The organism is Aurantiacibacter gangjinensis, assembly GCF_001886695.1.
GTDB classification, from domain to species: Bacteria; Pseudomonadota; Alphaproteobacteria; order Sphingomonadales; family Sphingomonadaceae; genus Alteraurantiacibacter; species Alteraurantiacibacter gangjinensis.
In genome coordinates this window covers 2,253,311-2,275,785 of sequence record NZ_CP018097.1, presented here as the reverse complement: position 1 = coordinate 2,275,785, position 22,475 = coordinate 2,253,311, and the positions used below count along the sequence as shown (strand labels likewise).

Genomic DNA, 22,475 nt, shown 5'->3' with positions numbered 1-22,475 from the left:
TGGGAGAGAACTTATGTCCAAGGTCCTTCGCCTGAGCTGCGCCGCATCCATTCTTGCACTGGCCACCGCTGCTAGTCCCACCCTTGCGCAGGATGCGCAGTCGCAGGATGAGCAGGCGGACGAGAATGTAGATACCGGTAGCATTATCGTGACCGCGCGCCGCCGTGACGAGCGGCTGGTCGATGTACCGGTGGCCGTCAGCGCATTCGGCGAGGAAGAGCTGCAGCGCCGCGGGGCGGTGGACATCACCGATGTCGCGCAGATCACGCCGAATACGACGCTCGAGGAATCGCGCGGCACCAATTCCACCCTGTCGGCCTTTATCCGCGGTATCGGCCAACAAGATCCGGTCTCCGGCTTCGAGCAGGGCGTGGGTATTTATCTCGACGATGTTTACCTGAACCGTCCGCAGGCTGCCGTGCTGGATATTTACGATATCGAGCGGATCGAGGTGCTGCGTGGGCCGCAGGGCACGCTTTATGGTCGCAATACGATTGGCGGCGCGGTGAAATATGTCACACGCGAGCTGCCGGATGAGCCTACGCTTCGCCTCCGCGGCACGGTCGGTACCTATGAGCGCGCCGAAGGCGTCGTCACCGCGTCCACGCCTATCAATGATATCGTGCGTATCGGCGCTTCGGTTGCGCGGCTGTCACGCGGCGGGTTCGGCGAGAACCTGACCACCGGTCTCGACAATTACAACAAGGATATCTGGGCGGGTCGCGGCACGCTGGAAGTGGGCGGCAATGGCGAACCTTACCTGATCCGCTTCTCCGGCGATTATACGGCAGACCGCAGCAATGCGCGCGGCGGCTCCCGTCTCATCCCGGGTGCCGCATCCGGCGCACCGGTCCTCGACGATGTGTTCGACACGCGCGGCGGGCTCGTCGATCCGGAGCAGGATGTGGAAGCTTATGGCTTTGCGCTCAATGCGCGGCTGGACCTGACCGATGCGCTGACTTTGCGCTCGATTTCCGCCTATCGCACCGATGAAAGCGCCTCGCCGATCGATTTCGATGCGCTGCCTGCCGTCGATCTTGATGTTCCGGCAATCTATGCCAACGAACAATTCAGCCAGGAAGTGCAGCTGATCTGGGATGTTGGCGGGCCATTCACCGGCCTTCTGGGCGGCTATTTCCTCGATGCATCGGCGGACACGCTGTTCGATGTGCGACTGTTCACGCTGAACCCCGTGCTGCTTCCCGGCTTTACCGCTTTTACACAGGCCAATGTCGATACTGAGACTTTTGCCGTCTTCGGTGACTTTACCTACGAACTGACCGAGCAGCTTAGCCTGTCCGTCGGCGGTCGATACACCTGGGACGAGCGCACCGCAGACATTTTGCGCCAAAACTTTCTTTTCGGTGGCTCGCCTATCTTTGGCGGGGACGGCTTTCCTCTCGGCGGTCCGAGCACCGATTTCAGCGGCAGCGAGGATTTCAACAAGTTCACCCCGCGCGCCTCACTGAGCTTCATGCCGACGCCCGATCACCAGATCTACGTCAGCTATTCGCAGGGCTTCAAGGGCGGCGGTTTCGACCCGCGCGGTGTGGGCGTGAATGCTCCCGCGACGACCCCGGGTAATCCGACTAACGAAGAAATTGCCGACTTCCTCAGCTTCGCTCCGGAGACGGTCGACAGCTATGAAATCGGCTATAAGGGCGACCTCCTAGATGGCGCGCTCTACATCGCGCTGGCGGGTTTCTACGCCGACTACACCGATGTGCAAATTCCGGGGTCCGTCGCCTGTAACGTTGGCGGCATCGCCACGTTCTGCGGCGTGGTGTCCAACGCCGGTGCGGCAGAGTTCATGGGCGTCGAGCTGGAAACCTCCGCACGCATTGCCGAGGACCTGTCCGGCATGGGCGACGAGCTGCGCTTTACCGGCGCGCTCGGCTGGATCGATGCCGACTACACCGAATTCGTCACCAATATCGGCGGTGTGCCGACCGATGTTTCCGACTTCCGCGAAGTGCAGAACACGCCGGAATGGAGCGGGGCGGCAACGCTGGGTTACACGACGCCGATGGGCGGCGGTGACCTTTATCTTGGCAGCACGCTCTCCTTCCGCAGTGCGACGACGCAGTTCGAAATTCCCAACCCGTTCCTCGACCAAGGCAGCTACGCGCTGCTCGATGCCAGCATCGTCTACAATGACGATGCCGGTTGGAGCCTTGGCCTCTACGGTCGGAACCTGACAGACCATGAATATATCACCTCTGGCTACACCTTTATTGCCATCGATCCGGTCACCGGCGACCCTGTGCTGACCAATGGCCAGCCAACGCCGAACCTCGGCACCGAGGGCACGCTGACGGCCTTCTACGGCAATCCGAGGCAGGTCTATCTGACGGCGACGATCGAGTTCTGATCGCCTTCTCGCCAGCGGGAGGGATCGCCATGGTCGATTATCGGGAGCACTATTACACAAGCGGGTGCGGGCAGCTTCGGCTGTTCGCCCGCGACTATGGTGGCGGTGGGCCCCCGCTGCTGTTGATGCACGGTTTGACGCGCAATAGCGGCGATTTCGAACCGCTCGCTGCACATTTGTCGCCGCGCTATCGTCTGATCGTTCCAGACCAGCGCGGACGGGGATCGTCGGATTACGATCCCGACCCGGCCAATTATCGGCCCGACGTTTATGCCGCCGATATGTTCGTGCTGCTGGATAGCCTCAGTATTGCGAAGCCGGGTGTGATCGGCACATCGATGGGCGGACTGATTGCAATGGTGATGAACGCGATGCGTCCCGGCGAGTTTCCTGCCGTGGTCTTCAACGATATCGGACCGGAGCTCGATCCGGCGGGGCTTGCGCGTATCGGCGGCTATGTCGGCGGCCCAGCAGACTTCGCCGACTGGGATGCGGCTGCTGCTGCGTGTGCGAAAATCAACACAGATGCGTTTCCCGATTTCGGAAAGGCTGACTGGCAGGCTTGGGCGCGGCGGACCTGCCGCGAAATGCCCGGCGGGTTTATAGCCTTTGCCTATGATCCTGCCATCGCGCAGGCCTTCGCGGAAAGCGACAGCGAGCCGCAGCCCGATCTCTGGCCGCTGTGGGAGGCGCTGGGTGATACGCCGGTGCTGGTCGTGCGCGGGGCATTGTCCGACTTGCTTTCCGCCGGTACGGTCGAGACCATGAAAGCGCGCCATTCCGGTAGTATCACTTTTGTCGAAGTGCCGCAGCGTGGCCACGCACCGCTGTTGGACGAACCGCTCGCGTTAGGGGCAATCACCGATTTCCTTGCCGAGACCGTCGCATGAGCCGCGAAGCGGTAGCCAGTCGTCCCGACCCGAAAAGCGGCACCGTGCTCGGCATGCTGCTGGTGGTCTACATTTTCAATTTCGTCGACCGGCAGATCCTCTCCATCCTCGCAGCGCCTATCCAGGCCGAACTGGAGTTGAGCGATGGGGAGATGGGGCTGCTGGGCGGGCTGGCATTCGCGTTGCTGTATTCCACCATGGCGGTGCCGCTCGCCGCGCTGGCGGACCGGACAAGTCGCAGCTGGGTGATTGCGGTGTCGCTGTTTGCATGGAGCGGCTTCACGGCGCTCTGCGGCCTCGCCCAGAACTTCTGGCATATCTTCCTCGCGCGACTGGGAGTCGGCATTGGCGAGTCGGGCGGCGTTGCCCCCTCCTACGCCTTGATCGGCGACTATTTCCCCAGCGAGAAGCGGGCGACCGCGCTGTCGATCTATTCGCTGGGCATTCCCATCGGCTCCGGCCTCGGCGTGCTGCTGGGGGGATACATTGCGGCAACGATCAACTGGCGCACGGCCTTCTTCGTCGTGGGGCTGGCAGGCGTGTTCATCGTGCCGCTGTTCAAATACCTCGTGCGCGACAAGGCGAAATCGAAAGTCGCCGCCGGCAACCCGTCGCCATTGCCGCAGGCGCCGCGCCTTGCCGAAACGGCGCGGATTTTGTCGCGGAAGCCCAGTTTCTGGTTCCTCTCCTTCGGTGCGGCCATGTCATCCATGATGGGCTACGGCATTGCCTTCTGGCTCCCGAGCCTGCTGATCCGCAGCTTCGGTTTTGACTTGGTGGAGGCATCGCGCTTTTTCGGAGCGATTTTGCTTTTGGGCGGTGTAGCAGGCGTGCTTGCTGGCGGCCTGTTGGCAGACAGGCTGGGCGGGCGGGACAAGGCCTTTTATGCCTGGCTGCCCGCCGTCGCATTTTTCCTAGGCGCGCCGCTTTTCGCGATTGGCATTCTCAGCACGGATTGGAAGATTGCTTTCGTCGTGTTCCTCCTGCCGCAGGCGCTGGCCTACATCTGGCTCGGTCCCGTGCTTTCGGCCATCCAGCACCTTGTCAACCCTGCGGCGCGTTCGACAGCCTCGGCACTGTTCCTGCTTATCAATAATCTGATCGGGCTGGGCGGAGGCATTTACGCGCTTGGCGCTCTGTCCGACTTCCTCGCGCCTACCTATGGTGACGAGGCGCTGCGGTATTCCATGCTGTATGCGCTGGTGCTGTATGGCATCGCCGCGGTGTTGATGGCATTGGCAGGGCCGTTCCTGCGCAAGGATTGGGTGCGCGAATAGCATCATACTAAAGTTCGGCAGCGGGCCGGTCTGATTTGGCCTATGGTGCCCCGGCACCATGAACGAACTCGACCAGATCGTCCGCTTTTTGCGCACCACGCCGCCATTCGACGCGATGCCGGAGCACCAACTCGGCCAAATCGCCGCGGCCAGCGAGATGCGCTATGCGCGCAGCGGGCACACGGTGCTGGAAGCAGGTGCATACAATGACAGGCTGTTCGTCATCCGCTCCGGAGCTGTGGAGTTGCGACTGGCCGGTGAGGAGCTGACCGCGCGCCTGACTGTGGGGGCCAGCTTTGCGTACCCGTCGCTTTTGCGCGGGGGCGAAGTTGCGAACACCGCCATCGCGATGGAAGACAGCCTGCTGTTGGCCGTTCCAGACGCCGTCTTCCACAAGCTTCGCGAGGACAATGAGGCGTTCCGCAACTTCTTCACCGCAGACGAAGCGCGGCGTCTGCGGCACGCGCTCAAAAACCGGAAAAGCGCGCAGAACACGCAATTCGAGACCCTGCTGGCTGCTGACATCGTGCCCAAGCGTCGGCCGGTCTCATGCACGCCGGACACCTCCATTCATCAGGCCGCCACGCTGATGCGTGACAGCAATGTCAGCACGTTGGCGGTTTGCAGTGGCGATGAATTGCTCGGCATTTTTACCGACAAGGATCTGCGCAATCGAGTGGTCGCCGCAGAAGCGCCTCTGTCGGATGCTGTGTCGACAGTGATGACGCCTGATCCGAAGACGCTTCCTTGCACAGCCAGCGTGGCCGAGGCGATGGCCCTGATGGCAGCGCACGGCTTCCGCCACATCCCGCTGCTCGACGAGACCGGCGCGCTGTCGGGGATGATGAGCGGCAGCGACATTCTCGCCCATCTCGGCAGCAATGCGATAGACCATGGCGCAGCCCTCTCGCGCGCGCGCGACGCCAAGGCGTTGATCGCGATTTCGCGCGAGACGCCGCGCGCCTTTGCAGAAATGGAGCGGGCGGGATTGCAGGCGCGGCAGGTCATGCGCTTCACCTCTGCCTTGGGCGAGGCTGCCCATCGCCGCGCGGCGCAGCTTGCCGAAAGCGAACTGGGCGAGCCGCCTTGCCCCTATGCGCTCGTGGTGTTCGGATCGCTCGCCCGGCAGGAGCAACTGATCGGGTCCGACCAGGATAACGGCTTCGTGATCGGCGGAGAGATGGACGATGCCGCGCGCGACTATTTCGCCCAGCTCGGCGGCCGTATCTCCGACATTCTCGACGCCGCCGGTTATGATTATTGCAAGGGTGGCATCATGGCGAAGAATACCGGCCAGCGTTTGACGCTGGCGGAATGGCGCGACCGCTATGCCAGATGGATCACCCAGCCCGACGAGGATGCGATCCTTCGCTCCACCATCTACTTCGATATGCGCAGCGTGCATGGTGACGCCTCGTTGGTCACGCGCTTGCATGGCGAGACGGTGAAGCTGGCGCAGGAGAACCGGCTGTTCCTGTCCTTCCTTGCGCGCGATGCGCTGCGCTCGCGCATACCGCTCGGCGTATTCGGAGGGCTGGTCTTGGAGCCGGATAGCGAGGGCAAGAAGGTGTTCGATTCCAAAGGGCAGGCCATCATCCCGCTGGTCGACATCGCGCGCACCCTGTCGCTGGCGAGCGGCGTGGAGGCTGTAAGTTCTGCTGCGCGGTACGCGGCGCTGGCCGATGGCGGGCACATGGACAGAGGCGATGCGCGCAGCTTGCGCGATGCGATGAATTTCGTGAACGACTTGAGGATCGCGCACCAGGCGCGGCAGGTGCGCGAGGGGAGGTCGCCCGACAGTCTGATCGCGCCTGACACTCTTTCTCCGCTGGAGCGCGAGCATCTGAAAGACAGCTTTGCAGTCATCCGCCGCGCCCTCGATTCGCTACGTCGCAACCTCGCGGGCGGGATCGCCTGATATGCTGCGCGGCTGGCTGGATCGCCGCCGCCGGGCGAGGCTGGCGCAGCACGATGATCCGGCACTGCGTGCATTCGCGCAGGCCGATTGGCCCGAGCGGTCGAGCCCTGCGAAAAATGCGCAGTTTCTCGCGCTCGATTTCGAATTGGATGGACTGGAGAGCGATGCGCACATCCTGCAGGCAGGCTGGATTTCACTTGATCCCCATGCCATCCGCTTGGGCACAGCCCGGCGCTGCGATGTCTTCAGCGATCATCAGCTTAGCGATAAAGCGGTCGCCGTTCACGGCATCGGAGAGGGGCGGGCGCGGCAGGGCGGTGACCTGAAGGAAGTGATGTCCCAAATGCTCAAAGACTGCGGCGGCAAGATTGTGGTTGCGCACGGCGCGGCGATCGAGAAGGCGGCGCTCAAACGCGCCGCTAGTGCCATCTGGAATGTCGACCTTCCGGTGCGCGCTATCTGTACGATGGCGCTGGAGCAGAGGCTGCAGCCGAACCTTTCGGGCGATGCCCTGCGGCTGGGCGCATGTCGCTCCCGCTACCACCTGCCGGAATTCGATGCGCATGATGCGCTCAACGATGCAATGGCGACGGCGGAACTGTTCCTCGCGCAGCTCTCTCGCCTGCCCGCCGATGTTCGCCTCGCCAGCTTGGAAGACGCGCGCGTGGGTCATTAGACTAATGTCGCGCTCGTGGTGAATGCGCCCGCAACCTAGCCTCCGGAACGATGGTACCCGGCCCGCGGGTGCCCGCGATAAAACCCGACGAAAAGGGGGAGGTCATGGACAACGAAAACACACCACCGCCGGAAGCTGAAACGAGCGCGGCAGAGGACGCCTATTGGCGCGAGAATATCCGCCTGCTGGTGATCCTGATGGCGATCTGGTTCGCCTGTTCCTTCGGCTGCGGCATCCTGCTGCGCGACTGGCTCGACCAGTTCATGCTCGGCGGATACCCGCTCGGCTTCTGGTTCGCCCAGCAAGGCTCGATCTACATCTTCATGGCCCTGATCTTCTACTACGTCGTCAAGATGAAGAAGATCGAGCGCAAATACGATCTCGACGATTGAGGAGGCGACGATGGAAACGCAAACCCTGATCTATCTCTTCGTCGGCGTCAGTTTTGCACTGTATATCGGCATTGCTATCTGGAGCCGTGCCGGGTCCACGAAAGAGTTCTATGTAGCAGGCGGCGGGGTGAACCCGGTCGTCAACGGAATGGCCACGGCGGCCGACTGGATGAGTGCGGCCAGCTTCATCTCCATGGCGGGCCTCATCGCCTTCCTCGGTTATGATGGCAGTGTCTACCTGATGGGCTGGACGGGCGGTTATGTGATGCTGGCGCTGTTGCTTGCGCCATATCTGCGCAAGTTCGGCCAGTTCACCGTGCCCGACTTCATCGGCACGCGGTACTATTCCAAGGCCGCGCGCGTGGTGGCGGTGATCTGCCTGATCTTCATCAGCTTCACCTATATCGCCGGCCAGATGCGCGGGGTCGGCATCGTGTTCAGCCGCTTCCTCGACGTGCCCATTTTCTGGGGCGTCATCATCGGCATGGGCATCGTGTTCATTTATGCGGTGCTGGGCGGCATGAAAGGCATCACCTACACCCAGGTGGCGCAATACTGCGTGCTGATCTTCGCCTACATGGTTCCGGCTTTTTTCATCAGCTATCTGGTGACCGGCAACCCCATTCCGCAGTTGGGCCTTGGCTCGACGGTGAATGACGGGTCCGGCATGTATGTGCTGGAGACGCTGGACAGGGTGCTCGTCGACTTAGGATTCGGACCATATACCGATGGCAGCAAATCCATGATCGATGTGTTCTGCATCACCATGGCGCTGATGGTCGGTACGGCAGGCTTGCCGCACGTGATCGTGCGCTTCTTCACGGTGCCCAAGGCATCGGACGCGCGCAAATCGGCAGGCTGGGCGCTGGTCTTCATCGCCTTGCTGTACACCACGGCCCCGGCTGTGGGTGCGTTCGCCCGTCTCAACTTCGTCGATACGGTGAACGAGCAGACCTATGCCGATGCGCCCGACTGGTTCAAGAACTGGGAGGCGAACGACCTGATCGCTTTCTACGACAAGAACGAGGATGGCGTGATGCAGTACCGCGACGGCAATGCCATCATCGGTGCGCCGGTCTATGCCGAAACGAGTGCCGCTGCGGGTCAGCGTGCGGTCGATAACGAGCCCGACATGGCCAGCGAGAACGAGGTCTATGTCGACCGCGACATCATGGTGCTGGCCAATCCGGAGATTGCCAATCTGCCAGGCTGGGTGATCGCGCTCGTGGCGGCAGGCGGCCTTGCGGCGGCCCTGTCGACCGCGGCGGGCCTGTTGCTGGTGATATCCAGCTCGGTCAGCCATGACTTGCTGAAGTCCACCTTCCGTCCGAATATTTCGGAGAAGGGAGAGCTATTGGCGGCAAGGCTTGCAGCCACGGCGGCGATCTTCGTGGCAGGCTATCTCGGCATCTATCCGCCAGGATGGGTGGCGCAGGTGGTGGCCTTTGCCTTCGGGCTTGCCGCAGCCAGCCTGTTCCCGGCCATCTTCATGGGCATTTTCTCGAAGTCCATGAACAAGGAAGGGGCCATCGCAGGCATGGTTTCGGGCCTCGCATTCACCTTCATCTATATCTTCTACTTCAAGCTGGCGAACCCGGAGGCCAATGTGGCCGAGAACTGGCTGCTGGGCATCTCGCCCGAAGGTATCGGTGTGATCGGGATGCTCATCAACTTCGCTATCGCCATCGCGGTATCGAAGGTGACGGCCAGCCCGCCGGTGGAAGTGCGCAAGCTGGTGGACTCAATCCGCGTGCCGCGCGGTGCGGGGGATGCCCACGCACACTAAGCTGGGCGAATACCGGCAATGAAGGGCGGGGGCGGTGCGCAAGCATCGCCCCCGCTCTGCTTGCATCTCTCGGGCCATCGGCTAGCCTGATGAAGGGAGAGTTTGACAATGGTGTTCGTGTCGGCAGTTTTGCTGGCAGGTGCCTATCTGGGGTTCCTGTTCTGGATTGCGGCGCGGCAGGATCGCGCGCACCTTGCCGGAAAAGACAAGCACTCGGCTTCCGGCTGGGTCTACGGCCTGTCGCTCGCCGTCTACTGCACCAGCTGGACCTTTTTCGGCGGTGTCGGCACCGCCGCGACGGCGGGGCTGGAATTCCTGCCGATTTTCCTTGGGCCGATCCTCGTCTTCACCTTCGGGCATGGACTGATCCGGCGCATCCTGGCGCACGCGAAGGCGCAGCATTCGACATCCATCGCCGACATTCTTTCGGCCCGCTATGGCAAAAGCGGCACGGTCGCGGCGTTGGTCACCGTGATCGCCACCCTCGGCGCGCTGCCTTACATGGCGCTGCAATTGCAGTCGGTCGGCAATTCGCTGATGGCGCTCGACACCGGGCTGGCCACGGCGCTGGCGCTGGATGAGCTGGTGCTGATCGTCACAGTTGTGATGGCGTTGTTCGCCATCCTCTTCGGATCGCGCCGGGCGGATCATCCGGGCGAGAACGCCGGACTGGTTTTCACCATCGCCTTAGAATCCATCGTCAAGCTGGTCGCACTTGCGGCGATTGCAGCGCTGGCCCTGATCGTCTGGTCGAACAGCGACGTGGGCGCGGTGCAAAATCCTTTCGACCGCAGCCAGATCGATGCTCGATTCTGGGTGCTGACCCTGATTTCCGCCTGCGCGGTCCTGTGTCTGCCGCGCCAGTTCCACATGACATTCGTCGAGGCACGCGGCGACAGTTTCGGCGGAGCGCGGCGCTGGGTCTTCCCGGCCTATCTTGCGCTGATCGCGGCGATCATCGTGCCGATTGCCATGGTCGGCCCGGCGGCGCTGCCTGCAGGCACCAATCCGGATACGATTGTGCTGGAGTTGCCGCTGGCGACCGGAAATCCGTGGCTGGCCATCCTCGCATTTATCGGTGGCCTCTCGGCGTCGATCGGGATGATCGTGGTCGCCAGTGTCGCCTTGTCGACGATGATAACGAACGACCTCGTGGCGCCGGTAGCATTCCGGTCCGTATTGCGCGGGGATGGAGAGCGGGGCCAGCTTGCGCGGCAATTGCTGGCCATCCGGCGCATCGTCATCGCCTCGCTGCTCGTGCTGGCTTACCTGTTCTATCTGGGCTTCGGATCTGCGGCGAGCTTGGCTCGCCTTGGCACGCTGGCATTCGCTGCCTCTGCACAGTTCGCGCCCGGGCTGGTGTTTGGCGTGCTCGGTCGCAGCGGCAACAGGCAGGGCATGATCGCCGGACTGCTGGCCGGCTTTGCCAGCTGGATCCTGCTGCTGATCGTGCCGACTGCCTTCGCTGTGGAGCCGCTGTTGGCAGTGCATGCGGATGCGTTTGTCTCGGGCGTTATCCTCAGCCTTGCCATCAATGTCGCCGTATATTGGGCGGGTTCGTTGCTGGCCCGGCCTTCGCTGGTGGACGCGGCGCAGGCAGCCGCCTTTGCCGGAGTGCCCGGCGCAGCTGCCGTGGCTGTGCAAGCGACCAGCAAGCGCGTCGCCGACATCCGACTGTTGCTGTCGCAATTCGTCGGCAAGGCGCGCGCCGATGCTGCCATCGCAGCTGCGCCGAACCTTTATCGCGATACCGATCCGGCCGATCTGCAATTGATCGACATGACCGAGCGGATCGTAGCCGGCGTTGTCGGCACATCCTCCGCGCGCATGCTGGTCACGAGTTGGGCGCAGGGCGATCAGGTGCCCTTCGCCGAGGTCGTGGCGATGTTCGATGAGACGAGCAGGCGTCTCTCCTTCAGTGCCGACCTGCTCCAGATTGCCATCGAAAACATCGACCAAGGCGTGGCGCTGGTGGATTCCGGCATGAATCTCGTTGCGTGGAACAGCCGCTATCAGGAGATGTTCAACCTGCCCGATGACATGGTTGTGGTGGGCACGCCGATTGCGCAGCTTATCCGTTACAATCTCGCCGAAAGCGGTCTTCCGACGGCCGAGATAGAGCAACAGGTTGCACGGCGGCTGGAGCATATGCGCGAAGGGCGCCGCCATTCGATGGAGCGCACACAGGCCGATGGGCGCATCATGCGTATCCTCGGCAATGCCGCGCCGGGCGGCGGCTATGTTACCTCCTATACCGATGTAACGGCGGACAGGCGCGCCGAGCAGGCGTTGGAAGATAAGGTGCGCGAACGCACGGCGCAGCTGAGCGATGCGAACGAAGCCTTGCGCAAGGCGACCCAGTCCAAGACTCGCTTCCTCGCTGCTGCCAGCCATGACCTCATCCAGCCGCTCAACGCCGCGCGCCTGTTCGCCTCGGCACTGGGCGAGGAAGTGGCGGGCGAAGCGCCGCTGGAGAAACTGGTGCGCGATCTGGACGGCTCGATCGCGTCGGCGGACCAGCTGATTCGCACCTTGTTGGATATTTCAAAGCTCGATGGCGGGGGCATCCAGCCCAAGCTCGCGCCTGTGACCGTGTCGCAGATGCTCGAGGAAGTCCGCCGTGAATTTGCCGTGCAAGCCGAAGCGACGGGTGTGGAACTGCGCTGCGTCGAAACCTCGGCCTGGGTCACAACCGACCGCGCCTTGTTGCTGAGCATATTGCGCAATCTTACCAGCAATGCGCTGCGCTACACAGAAACAGGCGCGGTGCTGCTTGGCGTGAAGCGGCGCGGCGACGACATTGCGATCTGCGTTGCCGATACCGGGCCGGGTATCGACGATGCAGATCAAACCCGAATTTTTGACGAATTCCAGCGCGCCTCCACACATCGTGAGGGGCTGGGGCTGGGGCTTGCCATCGTGCAGCGCATTGCACGCCTGCTCGATGCCCCTGTAAGTCTTTCATCGGAGCCGGGGCGCGGCAGCGTCTTTGCGCTCACGCTTCCCGTCACGCATTGGGGCGAGGCGGAGAGCAGCGCCAGTGGGGCCAAAGTGACGCCATCCGGCCTCGGTAATGCGCGGGTTCTCATTGTCGACAATGACGAGGCGGCATTGGCTGCCGGGTCGGCGCTGCTCGGCAAATGGGGGCTGAAGGTCACACGCGCCACCAGTGCCGAAGATGCCCTGGCGAAAATGCCGAATCCGCCCGACATTGTTATCGTCGACTTCCGGCTCGACGACGACGAGCGCGGCGACGAAGCCTATCGCACGCTATGCGCGGCCTGGGACGACGAGCCGCCCGTCATCATGGTCACGGCGGAAGCGGGGGACGAAACAGCGCGTGCTGCAGCGGGTGTCGATGCCCGCCGACTGCTGAAGCCCACGCCGCCGGCCGCGCTCCGTGCCTTGCTGGCCGACGCTATCGCCCGCAGCGCAGCGGGCAGGGCGGATCAGTTCGGGGAGATGTCGGCGGAAGGCTGATCGACGTCCAGCTTGGTCGCCAACATGGCTGCCTGCGTGCGGCTGACGACACCTAGCTTGCGGAAGATCGCCGTAATGTGCGCCTTCACCGTCGCCTCGCTGATATCCAGTTCGTAGGCGATCTGCTTGTTGAGCAGGCCTTCGCGGATCTGGCCGAGGATGCGGCGCTGTGCCGGCGTGAGGTTGGCAATGCGCTGCAAGTCGCCATCGGCGGCCTCGTCCATTTGGGGAAACCAGTTTTCACCGTCGCGAACGGCGGACAATGCGCTGCGCATCTCGTCGAGCGAGGACGATTTCGGGATGAAGGCTGCTGCACCCAGCTGGCTGGCGGCGGCGTAAACACGCGGCTCTTCGCTCGCCGATACGATGACGATGGGAAGGGCGGGGTGCTCCTGCCGCAGGTCCATCAGCACGGTCAGGCCGTTTGAATCTTCCATGTGCAGATCGAGGAGCAAGGCGTCGGCGTTGTCGGCCAGCTGCTCCCGCGCGGCGGCGGCAGAGCCGGTCTCGACGATGTCGGCATCGGGCCAGACCTTGCCGACCGCATGGCTCAGCGCCGTGCGGAAGAGCGGGTGGTCATCGGCGATGATGATCCGTTCGGCCATGCTGTCAGCGGTTCTGCCTGCCTTCGATTAGCCGGTCCACCAGCGATGGATCGGCCAGCGTCGACGTATCGCCCAGCGAGCCGTAATCGTTCTCCGCGATCTTGCGCAGGATGCGGCGCATGATCTTGCCGGAGCGTGTCTTGGGCAGGCCGTCGGTGAATTGCAGGTGATCGGGAGTCGCGATCGGCCCGATCTCTTTGCGCACGTGCTGGCGCAATTCGGAGTAGAGTTCGTCCGAACCTTCCTCGCCCGCATTCAGGGTGACGTAGCAGTAAATGCCCTGTCCCTTGATGTCGTGCGGATAGCCGACCACTGCTGCTTCTGCGACTTTCGGGTGCAGTACCAGCGCGCTCTCGACCTCGGCGGTGCCCATGCGGTGCCCGGACACGTTGATCACATCGTCCACCCGGCCGGTAATCCAGTAATAGCCATCCTCGTCGCGGCGGCATCCGTCACCCGTAAAGTATCGGCCCGGATAGGTGCTGAAATAGGCTTGCTCGAAGCGGTCATGATCGCCGTAGACCGTGCGGGCCTGGCCTGGCCAGCTATGCGTGATGCACAGATTGCCTTCGGTCGCCCCCTCCAGCGTGTTGCCATCATTGTCGACCAGCAGGGGCTGGATACCGAAGAAGGGTTTGCCCGCGCTGCCGGGCTTCATGTCGTGCGCGTAGGGCAGGGTGGTAATCATGTGGCCGCCCGTTTCGGTCTGCCACCAGGTGTCGACAATGGGGCAATTCTTCTTGCCGACCACCTCGTAATACCAGCGCCATGCTTCGGGATTGATCGGTTCGCCGACGGTGCCCAGCACACGCAGGCTCGAGAGGTTGCGGCTCGTCACGAAGCTATCGCCCTCGCGCATCAGGGCGCGGATGGCGGTGGGGGCGGTGTAGAACAGATTGACCTTGTGCTTGTCGATCACGTCCCAGAAACGCCCGTGGTCGGGATAGTTCGGCACGCCTTCGAAGATGAGGCTGGTGCCCGCATTGATAAGCGGGCCGTAGGTGACATAGGTGTGCCCCGTCACCCAGCCGATATCCGCGCTGCACCAGAAGATGTCGCCCGGCTGGTAATCAAAGGTGTAATGGAATGTCGTCGCCGCCCACAGCGCATAGCCGCCCGTGGTGTGCAGCACGCCCTTCGGCGTTCCGGTGGAGCCGGACGTGTAAAGGATGAAAAGCGGGTCTTCCGCATTCATTTCTTCGCATGGGCACTCATCGTCGCTCGCAAAGTCCGCGAACCAGTGATCGCGGCCATCGACCATCTCGATTTCGCCGCCAGTGTGATCGAAGACCAGGACGCCGTCCACGCTGACGCCTTGCATGGCCAGTGCTGCATCGACGTTGGCCTTGAGCGGCACTGTCTTGCTGCCGCGCAGCCCCTGGTCGGCACAGACGACAAAGCGGCTCTCGCATGCCATGATGCGGCCCGCCAGCGCCTCAGGAGAAAAGCCGCCGAATACGACCGAATGGATGGCGCCGATGCGAGCACAGGCGAGCATCGTCAGCGCGCCTTCAACGATCATCGGCATGTACAAGGTGACCCGATCGCCCTTGCGAACGCCCATCGCTTTCAAGGCATTGGCAACGCGCGTCACCTCTTTATGTAGCTGGCGATAAGTGAGGGAGCGGCCGGGGGCATCCGGACTGTCGGGCTCGAAGATCAGCGCGATCTGATCGCCATGGGTGTCCAGATGGCGATCTACGGCATTGTAGCAGATGTTCAGCGTGCCATCGGAGAACCACTTGATGTCCACCGGATCGTAGGACCATTCGGCGCCCTTGGTCGGCGCGGTGTACCAGTCCAGCCGCTCTTTCGCCTGCTCCAGCCAGAAGCCATCGGGATCCTGCACGGACCGTTCGTAAAGCGCGTCATACTGCTCGGGTGTGCAATTGGCGGTGCTGGGGGCAGCGGGCCGCTGGACGGTGTCTGACATAGCTGGTTCTCCCATTTGTGGCCGACGTAGCCGATCCGCACATGCCATGCTTTCAGACAAAGGTCGTAATACCAAGCGCTAACTGTCGCCCGTGCGATATGCGGCGCACTCTGCCTCGATAATAATTGGAGGGAGAGATCATGACATCCAATATCATCCGCAAATCCGTCCGTGCCTCGCTACTCGCCGCCACGTGCCTGGTGGCTGTGCCAGCGCACGCCCAGGACGCCAGCGTCGATGAAAGGCTGGACCGGCTGGAGGCGTTGGTCGGCGCGCTGATCGAGCGGCTCGACCAGCAGGACACGATGAACACCGAACAGCAGGCCGAGATCGCCGCGACCACCGAGATGGTGATGGCGCAGACCACGGCGATGCGCGATGAGCAGGAGCAGCTTGCCGCCCAGGTCGGCAATGTCGCCGAGGCGCAGGAGCAGGATGGCTTCTCCGTCGGGAATACCCGTTTTACGCTAGGCGGATATGTGAAGCTGGACGCGCTGACGCTGCGCACAAGCGGCGGGCAACTGCCGGATGGCGCGATTACCCGCGATTTCCTGATCCCCAGCACGATCCCTATCGGCGGGGAGGCGTCGGGCTGGGATACCGATTTCTCCGCGCGGCAGACGCGTGTCTATCTCGATACCTCCACCGATCTCGGCAATGGCACGCCGCTGCGCTCGCATGTCGAGATCGACTTCATGGTGACGCCCGGCGGCGACGAACGCATTTCCAACAGCTACGAGCCGCGACTGCGCCAGGCCTACCTCGTTTATGGCGACTGGCTGTTCGGTCAGACCTGGTCGACGTTCCAGAATGTCGGCGCGCTGCCGGAATCGATGGACTTCATCGGCACGACCCCCGGCACTGTCTTTGATCGCCAGCCGATGATCCGCTACACCAGCGGCAATTTCCAGATCGCCGCCGAACAACCGGAGACCACTATTACCACGCCGACAGGTGGACGTGTGCTGCCCGGCGACGACACCATGCCGGACATCGTGGCGCGCTATAATCAGGGCGGCGATTGGGGCTCGGTCAGCCTCGCCGGCATCGTGCGCGCTCTGCATGTGGACGAGGACGATTTCGGCCTCACCGACGATACAGCGCTCGGCTATGGCCTCAGCCTGTCCGGCCGTATCAATGTCGGCGAGCGCGATGATCTGCGCTTCATGGCGACGGCTGGCGATGGCCTTGGTCGGTATATCGGGCTCAATATCGTGAACGATACCGCTATCGATGCCGCGGGCGATCTGGACCCGATCTTCACCTATTCGGGCTTTGCCGCCTTCCGCCATTGGTGGTCGGACGATCTGCGCTCGACGATCGCAGCCAGCTATTTCCGCGCGGACAATCCCGTGCTGCTGACGAGCGACCAGGTAACGGATGAAAGCTGGAATGCCTTCGTCAATCTCGTCTGGTCTCCTGCAACGCGCTTCGATGTCGGCCTCGAATACATGTATGCCGAGCGCATGCTGGAGGATGGCCGGTCCGGCAATTTGCAAAAGGTCCAGCTTTCGACCCGCTATGCCTTCTGATCCCGAAGGTCCCTGAAGCCTCCCGGTCCGATCCTCTCGCCGGGAGGCACAACCAAGTGCAGCCGGATCGCACCAGCGCGACCCGGCTGCCTTTTTTATTCGGGATCAGCCGTGCTTTGCGCGCAGTCGGGCGCGGTGCAGGACGGGTTCGGTATAGCCCGACGGCTGCTTCGCGCCTGCCACGATCAGCTTGCGGGCAGCGGCCATGGCGATAGACCCGCGTTCGTCGGCGGACATTGGCCGGTAGTCCGGATCGCCTGCATTCTGCGCATCGACCTTGGCCGCCATGCGGTGCAGCGCCTCGTCGATCATCAGGCGATCGACAATTCCATGCTGCAACCAGTTGGCGATGTGCTGGCTGGAGATGCGAAGCGTGGCGCGGTCCTCCATCAGGCCTACATCATGGATGTCGGGCACTTTGGAACAGCCGACCCCTGCATCGATCCAGCGGACCATATAGCCGAGAATGCCCTGGACATTGTTGTCCAGCTCGGCTGCGATCTCGTCCTCCGTCCAGTCGGCATCTTCGGCGAGCGGCACCGTCAGTAATTTGTCGACAGGCACGATCCGCTCTTGTGCGCGCTCGGACTGGCGCTCGGACACAGTGCAGCGATGGTAATGCGTCGCGTGCAGCGTGGCGGCGGTGGGGGAGGGCACCCATGCCGTGCTCGCGCCGCTCATCGGGTGGCCAATCTTCTGCTCCAGCATGTCGTGCATGGCATCGGGCGCGGCCCACATGCCCTTGCCGATCTGCGCGCGGCCCGCAAAGCCACAGGCAAGGCCGATCTGCACATTGCGATCCTCGTAGGCGGCGATCCATTCCGCCTGCTTGATCGCGCCTTTGCGCATCATCGGCCCGGCCAGCATCGAGGTGTGAATTTCGTCACCCGTGCGATCGAGGAAGCCGGTATTGATGAAGAAGATGCGGTCTCTCACCGCATGGATACAAGCGGCGAGGTTGGCGCTGGTGCGACGCTCCTCATCCATCACGCCGATCTTGATTGTGTTGCGTGCGAGGCCGAGCATGTCCTCGACCGCAGCAAACAGATCGTCGGCGAATGCGCATTCTTCCGGCCCATGCATCTTGGGTTTGACGATATAGATGCGGCCCTCGGCGCTATTGGCCAGCGGCCCAAGGCGATTAAGATCGTGTAAGCCGATGAGCGACGTGGTTGCCGCATCCAGCAGCCCTTCGAACATCTCGGATCCATCGGGCAGGCTCACTGCCGGTGTCGTCATCAGATGACCGACATTACGCACCAGCAACAAGCTGCGCGTGCGAAGCGGTTTCGTCTCGCCGTCGGCCGCGGTGTAGGTCCGGTCCGGATTGGCGACGCGTTTCATGGTGCGCCCGCCCTTAATGAAGGTCGCTTCCAGATCGCCACGCAGCGCGCCGAGCCAATTGCGATATCCGTCCGCTTTGTCTTCGCCATCGACGGCGGCGACGGAGTCTTCGAGGTCGATAATCGTCGAGAGTGCGGACTCAAGCCGGATATCGGCGATACTCGCCGGATCGTCGCGACCGATGGGGTGATCGGCGTTTATGACGAGTTCGATTTTGAGGCCGTTATTCACGAGCACCGGATTGCCGTCCGCCATCCCGATGAATTGCGCAGGATCGGACAGTTCGGGCGTGCCACCCGTCCATTCGCTCCAAGAGCCGTTCGCCAGCGGGACGGCATCATCGAGAAATGCCTTTGCCCAAGCGACTACCTTCGCGCCGCGCGTCTGATTGTAATCGCCTTTTTCAGGAAGCGATCCGTCCAAAGCATCTGTGCCATAGAGCGCATCGTAAAGGCTGCCCCAGCGCGCATTGACGGCATTGAGCACGAACCGCGCGTTGCGCGCGGGTACCACCAGTTGCGGGCCCGCCAGCAAGGCAATTTCATCGTCTGTATTTTCGGTGCCGATAGTGAAGGGCGCGGGCTCCTCGACGAGATAGCCGAGCGCTTTGAGATCACGCGGTGGCATGCCGGTCCCGGCGTCGGGATTATCGCGGTGCCATTGATCGATCATCGCCTGCAATCGTGCGCGCGCTTCCAGCAGGGCGCGATTGCGCGGGGTGAACTCGCCTGCCAGATTTGCGAGCCCTTGCCAGAACGCGTCAGCGCTTACACCAGTGCCGGGCAGCGCCTCCGTCTCCACGAAAGCCGCAAGCACCGGATCGACGGCAAGCCCCGCGCGCTGGACGAAGCCATCGCGCGGGGCAGCTGTCTCACCCGTCTCCTCTCGGGCAAGAAGCGTGTCGGTCATCGGCTGAACCGCCCCAGCCGGTGGTGCAGGTTCACCAGCTTTCGCGTGTCGGCATTGTCATCGCCATTGCGGATCGCGACGGCCAGCGCTTCGCGAATGAGGCCGAAATCTTCGGTCGAGAAGACCGGGCGGGCCATTGTCGGATGTGCCATTTTACTTCTCCTTCTCTTCGGGTTGCGCCGCGTTACGCAGCAAACTGGTTCATCGTGTTGTGCGCGCCGCCCGCTTTCAGGGCTGCTTCGCCGGCGAAGGCTTCCTTGTGGTCGTCCCCGATGTCGGAGCCGGCCATGTTCTGGTGCTTCACACAGGCGATACCCTGGCGGATTTCCTCGCGCTGCACTTGCTTGACGTAGCCGAGCATGCCTTCCTCGCCGAAATAGCGCTTGGCGAGATTGTCCGTGCTCAGCGCCGCCGTGTGATAGGTCGGCAGGGTGATGAGGTGGTGGAAGATTCCCGCACGCTGCGCTGCATCGCGCTGGAAGGTGCGGATCTTCTCGTCCGCTTCGATCGCCAGCTCGCTATCGTCGTAATGCTGGCTCATCAGGCGGTCACGATCATACATCTGCATGTCGCGGCCCTCGGCCTCCCAGGCATCGAACACCTGCTGGCGGAAGTTGAGCGTCCAGTTGAAGCTGGGCGAATTGTTGTAGACCAGCTTGGCATTGGGCACGACCTCGCGGATGCGATCCACCATGCCGGCGATCTGCTCCACATGCGGTTTCTCGGTCTCGATCCACAGCAGGTCCGCACCGTTCTGGAGGCTGGTGATACAGTCCAGCACCACGCGATCCTCGCCCGTTCCGCTGCGGAACTGGTAGAGATTGGACGGCAGGCGCTTGGGCTTCAGCAGCTTGCCTTCGCGGGTGATGAGCACGTCCCCATTGCCGATGGAGGCGGTGTCCACCTCCTCGCAATCGAGGAAAGCGTTGTACTGGTCGCCAAGGTCGCCTGCCTCGGTCGAGTAGGCGATTTGCTTGGTGAGGCCCGCACCGAGCGAGTCCGTGCGGGCAACGATGATACCTTCGGGCACGCCCAGCTCGAGGAAAGCGTAGCGGATGGCGCGGATCTTCTGCAGGAAATCCTCATGCGGCACGGTCACCTTGCCATCCTGGTGGCCGCATTGCTTTTCGTCCGACACCTGGTTTTCGATCTGCAAGGCGCAGGCGCCGGCCTCGATCATTTTCTTGGCGAGCAGGTAGGTCGCCTCGGCATTGCCGAAACCTGCATCGATGTCCGCGATGATCGGCACGACATGTGTCTGGTGCGTGTCGACGGCCTTTTGCGCGTTTGCCGCTGCCGTTTCGTCACCGGCCTCGCGCGCTGCATCGAGCTCCCGAAACAGGCCGCCCAGCTCACGCGCATCGGCTTGCCGCAGGAAGGTGTACAGTTCCTCGATCAGTGCGGGAACGCTTGTCTTTTCGTGCATGGATTGGTCGGGCAGGGGGCCGAATTCGCTACGCAACGCAGCGACCATCCAGCCGGAAAGGTAGAGGTAGCGGCCTTTCGTCTCGCCGAAATGCTTCTTGATGGAGATCATCTTCTGCTGGCCGATGAATCCGTGCCAGCAACCCAGCGACTGCGTATAGGCCGACGGATCGGCATCGTAGGCCGCCATGTCTTCCCGCATGATATTCGCCGTATAGCGGGCGATGTCGAGTCCGGTCTGGAACTTGTTCTGCTGGCGCAGCCGCGCAGCGAATTCCGGATCGATGGCCTGCCAGTTTGCGCCATCGCGCTGCTTGATACCGGTCTGGCGATGGATTTCTGCGAAATAGGTCATGTTTGGCGTGTCCTTGCGAACTGTTGCGATGACCAATCTGTCGCTAGCTTCTTGCACGATGTCGCGCCGTCTGAGGTAAAGTTGTCGAACTTTACAAGATTTGTGTGTACAGCTGTAAAGTGCGTCACACGGAGAACCGCCCAATGGCCGGAAAAACGCTGTATCTTGGCCCGAGACTGAAAAAGCTGCGACGCGATCTGGGGCTTACGCAAGCTAATATGGCGAGCGACCTCGACATCTCTGCCAGTTACATCGCGCTGATGGAGCGCAACCAGCGTCCGGTGACGGCGGAAATGCTGTTGAAGCTCGCTACGACCTATCGCATCGACGTGGCCGATTTGGCAGACGCGAATGCCGACGAAACATCGGCCCGCCTGCAATCTGCGCTGCGTGACCCTCTTTTTGCCGACATCGATATTGCGCCACTCGATGTGGAGGACATCGCCACATCCTATCCGGGCATGGCCGAGGCGCTCCTCCGATTGCATACCGCTTTCGGAGAAGAGCAGCTGGCTCTGGCCGCGCGGCGCGAACAGAGTGGTACTGGCAACGGAGAAAGCGCGGCGGACGCGGTCGCGGAAGCGCGCGCTTTCTTAGCGGCGCGCCGCAATTGCTTCCCTTCGCTCGACGATAGCGCGGCAGAGCAGGCGCGCCGCCTCGACAGTTTCGAGGCGATGCGCGCACATATCGCCGAGGCGCATGGGCTGGATGTGCAGGTCGCCGATGACGGATTGATGCGCGGCGGCACGCGCTGGCACGATTATCACCGGCGACGGATCTATGTTGCAGAGCGGCTGCCTGCATCGGGCAGGCGTTTCCAGGCCGCGTTGCAACTCGCCATATTGGAGCAGGGCGATGCCATCGCGGCGATCGCCCAGCAAGGGCGCTTCGCCAGTGAAGACGGGCGCGCGCTCGTCCACCGCGCCTTGCAATCCTACTGGGCGGCTGCGCTCCTGATGCCCTACCACGCCTTCCGGAAAGGCGCCGAGGCACTCCGCTACGATATCGAGGCGCTGGCCGCGCGCTTCGATGTCAGCTTCGAGCAGGCCGCGCACCGGCTCACCACTTTGCAGCGTCCGGGCGAGGAGGGCGTGCCGTTCTTCTTTCTGCGCGTCGACAGGGCGGGTAATGTGTCCAAGCGGCTGGACGGGGCGGGATTTCCGCTCGCACGGCATGGGGGCGCATGTCCGTTGTGGAACATCCATGAGGTGTTTGCGAAACCCTTCCAGGTCGATGCGCAGATGATCGAGATGCCCGATGGCGAGCGATACGTGTCGATCGCCCGCACCGTGCGCGCGGGCGGCGGCGGTTTCGGCGAACGCCGCGTGCTTCGTTCGGTGGCGCTCGCCTGTTCTGCCCTACATGCTGGCCGACTGGTCTATGGCGACGTGTTGGCGGACGTGGAGCCTGTTCCGATCGGTGTATCGTGCAGGCTTTGCCATCGCCCACGCTGCATCGCGCGTTCGGCCCCACCCATGGGCCGCGAACTCGTGCCCGCCCGCTTCCGCGAGAGTGGCGTCCCCTTCGATTTCTCAGTGAATTAACCGCAGTGAGCGGGGCTGCGCTTGTGGCGCAGGGCGGC

General features: G+C 62.6%; 15 protein-coding genes. 10 read left to right on the top strand and 5 right to left on the bottom strand.

Features of this window, described 5'->3' with window-relative positions:
• Positions 1-13 precede the first annotated feature (13 nt).
• The 8 genes from BMF35_RS11065 (at position 14) to BMF35_RS11030 (ending at position 12,790) form a co-directional block, all read left to right on the top strand.
• Positions 14-2,371, top strand: a complete 2,358-nt coding sequence (locus tag BMF35_RS11065; protein WP_047005986.1) for a TonB-dependent receptor — start codon at positions 14-16, stop codon at positions 2,369-2,371.
• Between the two features lie 29 nt (positions 2,372-2,400).
• Entirely contained in the window at positions 2,401-3,261 is an 861-nt protein-coding gene (locus BMF35_RS11060; RefSeq protein ID WP_047005985.1) for an alpha/beta fold hydrolase, read from the top strand.
• Positions 3,258-4,538, top strand: a complete 1,281-nt coding sequence (locus BMF35_RS11055) for a spinster family MFS transporter (protein ID WP_047005984.1) — start codon at positions 3,258-3,260, stop codon at positions 4,536-4,538. The genes BMF35_RS11060 and BMF35_RS11055 overlap by 4 nt, the downstream gene beginning before the upstream one ends.
• Before the next feature lie 58 nt (positions 4,539-4,596).
• A complete protein-coding gene (locus BMF35_RS11050; RefSeq protein ID WP_047005983.1) occupies positions 4,597-6,456 on the top strand; it encodes a DUF294 nucleotidyltransferase-like domain-containing protein in 1,860 nt (619 codons plus the stop codon).
• A 1-nt stretch (position 6,457) separates the two neighbouring features.
• The gene (locus BMF35_RS11045) at positions 6,458-7,132 is read left to right on the top strand and encodes an exonuclease domain-containing protein (RefSeq protein WP_047005982.1); all 675 of its coding nucleotides are present in this window, start codon (positions 6,458-6,460) and stop codon (positions 7,130-7,132) included.
• A gap of 104 nt (positions 7,133-7,236) precedes the next feature.
• Positions 7,237-7,524: a DUF4212 domain-containing protein gene (locus BMF35_RS11040; RefSeq protein ID WP_047006539.1), complete on the top strand. Its 288-nt coding sequence runs from the start codon at positions 7,237-7,239 to the stop codon at positions 7,522-7,524.
• A 10-nt stretch (positions 7,525-7,534) separates the two neighbouring features.
• The gene (locus BMF35_RS11035; RefSeq protein WP_047005981.1) at positions 7,535-9,310 is read left to right on the top strand and encodes a sodium:solute symporter family protein; all 1,776 of its coding nucleotides are present in this window, start codon (positions 7,535-7,537) and stop codon (positions 9,308-9,310) included.
• Positions 9,311-9,418: 108 nt separating this feature from the next.
• Positions 9,419-12,790 carry a hybrid sensor histidine kinase/response regulator gene (locus tag BMF35_RS11030; RefSeq protein ID WP_047005980.1) on the top strand — a complete coding sequence of 1,124 codons (3,372 nt, stop codon included), beginning with the start codon at positions 9,419-9,421 and terminating at the stop codon, positions 12,788-12,790.
• On the opposite strand, the gene BMF35_RS11025 is transcribed toward BMF35_RS11030, so the two are convergent.
• Both BMF35_RS11025 and acs read right to left on the bottom strand, forming a co-directional pair.
• Positions 12,760-13,395 carry a response regulator transcription factor gene (locus BMF35_RS11025; RefSeq protein ID WP_047005979.1) on the bottom strand — a complete coding sequence of 212 codons (636 nt, stop codon included), beginning with the start codon at positions 13,393-13,395 and terminating at the stop codon, positions 12,760-12,762. The two genes, BMF35_RS11030 and BMF35_RS11025, sit on opposite strands and share 31 nt — an antisense overlap.
• Positions 13,396-13,399: 4 nt before the next feature.
• On the bottom strand, positions 13,400-15,328 hold the full coding sequence (gene acs / locus BMF35_RS11020) for an acetate--CoA ligase (protein ID WP_047005978.1): 1,929 nt from the start codon (positions 15,326-15,328) through the stop codon (positions 13,400-13,402).
• Positions 15,329-15,468: 140 nt separating this feature from the next.
• Between acs and BMF35_RS11015 the strand changes: the two genes are divergently transcribed.
• The gene (locus BMF35_RS11015) at positions 15,469-16,860 is read left to right on the top strand and encodes a DcaP family trimeric outer membrane transporter (protein WP_082115638.1); all 1,392 of its coding nucleotides are present in this window, start codon (positions 15,469-15,471) and stop codon (positions 16,858-16,860) included.
• Between the two features lie 105 nt (positions 16,861-16,965).
• Here the strand turns inward: BMF35_RS11015 and BMF35_RS11010 are convergent, their stop codons facing one another.
• The 3 genes from BMF35_RS11010 to BMF35_RS11005 are packed head-to-tail and all read right to left on the bottom strand — an operon-like array spanning position 16,966 to position 20,893.
• Positions 16,966-19,113: a malate synthase G gene (locus BMF35_RS11010; RefSeq protein ID WP_071961211.1), complete on the bottom strand. Its 2,148-nt coding sequence runs from the start codon at positions 19,111-19,113 to the stop codon at positions 16,966-16,968.
• Positions 19,110-19,265 carry a hypothetical protein gene (locus BMF35_RS13770; protein ID WP_169819286.1) on the bottom strand — a complete coding sequence of 52 codons (156 nt, stop codon included), beginning with the start codon at positions 19,263-19,265 and terminating at the stop codon, positions 19,110-19,112. Before BMF35_RS13770 ends, BMF35_RS11010 begins: the two co-directional genes overlap by 4 nt.
• A gap of 32 nt (positions 19,266-19,297) precedes the next feature.
• Positions 19,298-20,893 (bottom strand): isocitrate lyase, encoded by a 1,596-nt coding sequence (locus BMF35_RS11005; RefSeq protein ID WP_047005977.1) that lies wholly within the window; start codon positions 20,891-20,893, stop codon positions 19,298-19,300.
• Positions 20,894-21,036: 143 nt separating this feature from the next.
• On the opposite strand from BMF35_RS11005, the gene BMF35_RS11000 reads away from it, so the two are divergent.
• Complete coding sequence (locus BMF35_RS11000) at positions 21,037-22,437, top strand: helix-turn-helix domain-containing protein (protein WP_047005976.1); 1,401 nt, start codon at positions 21,037-21,039, stop codon at positions 22,435-22,437.
• Positions 22,438-22,475: the final 38 nt, after the last annotated feature.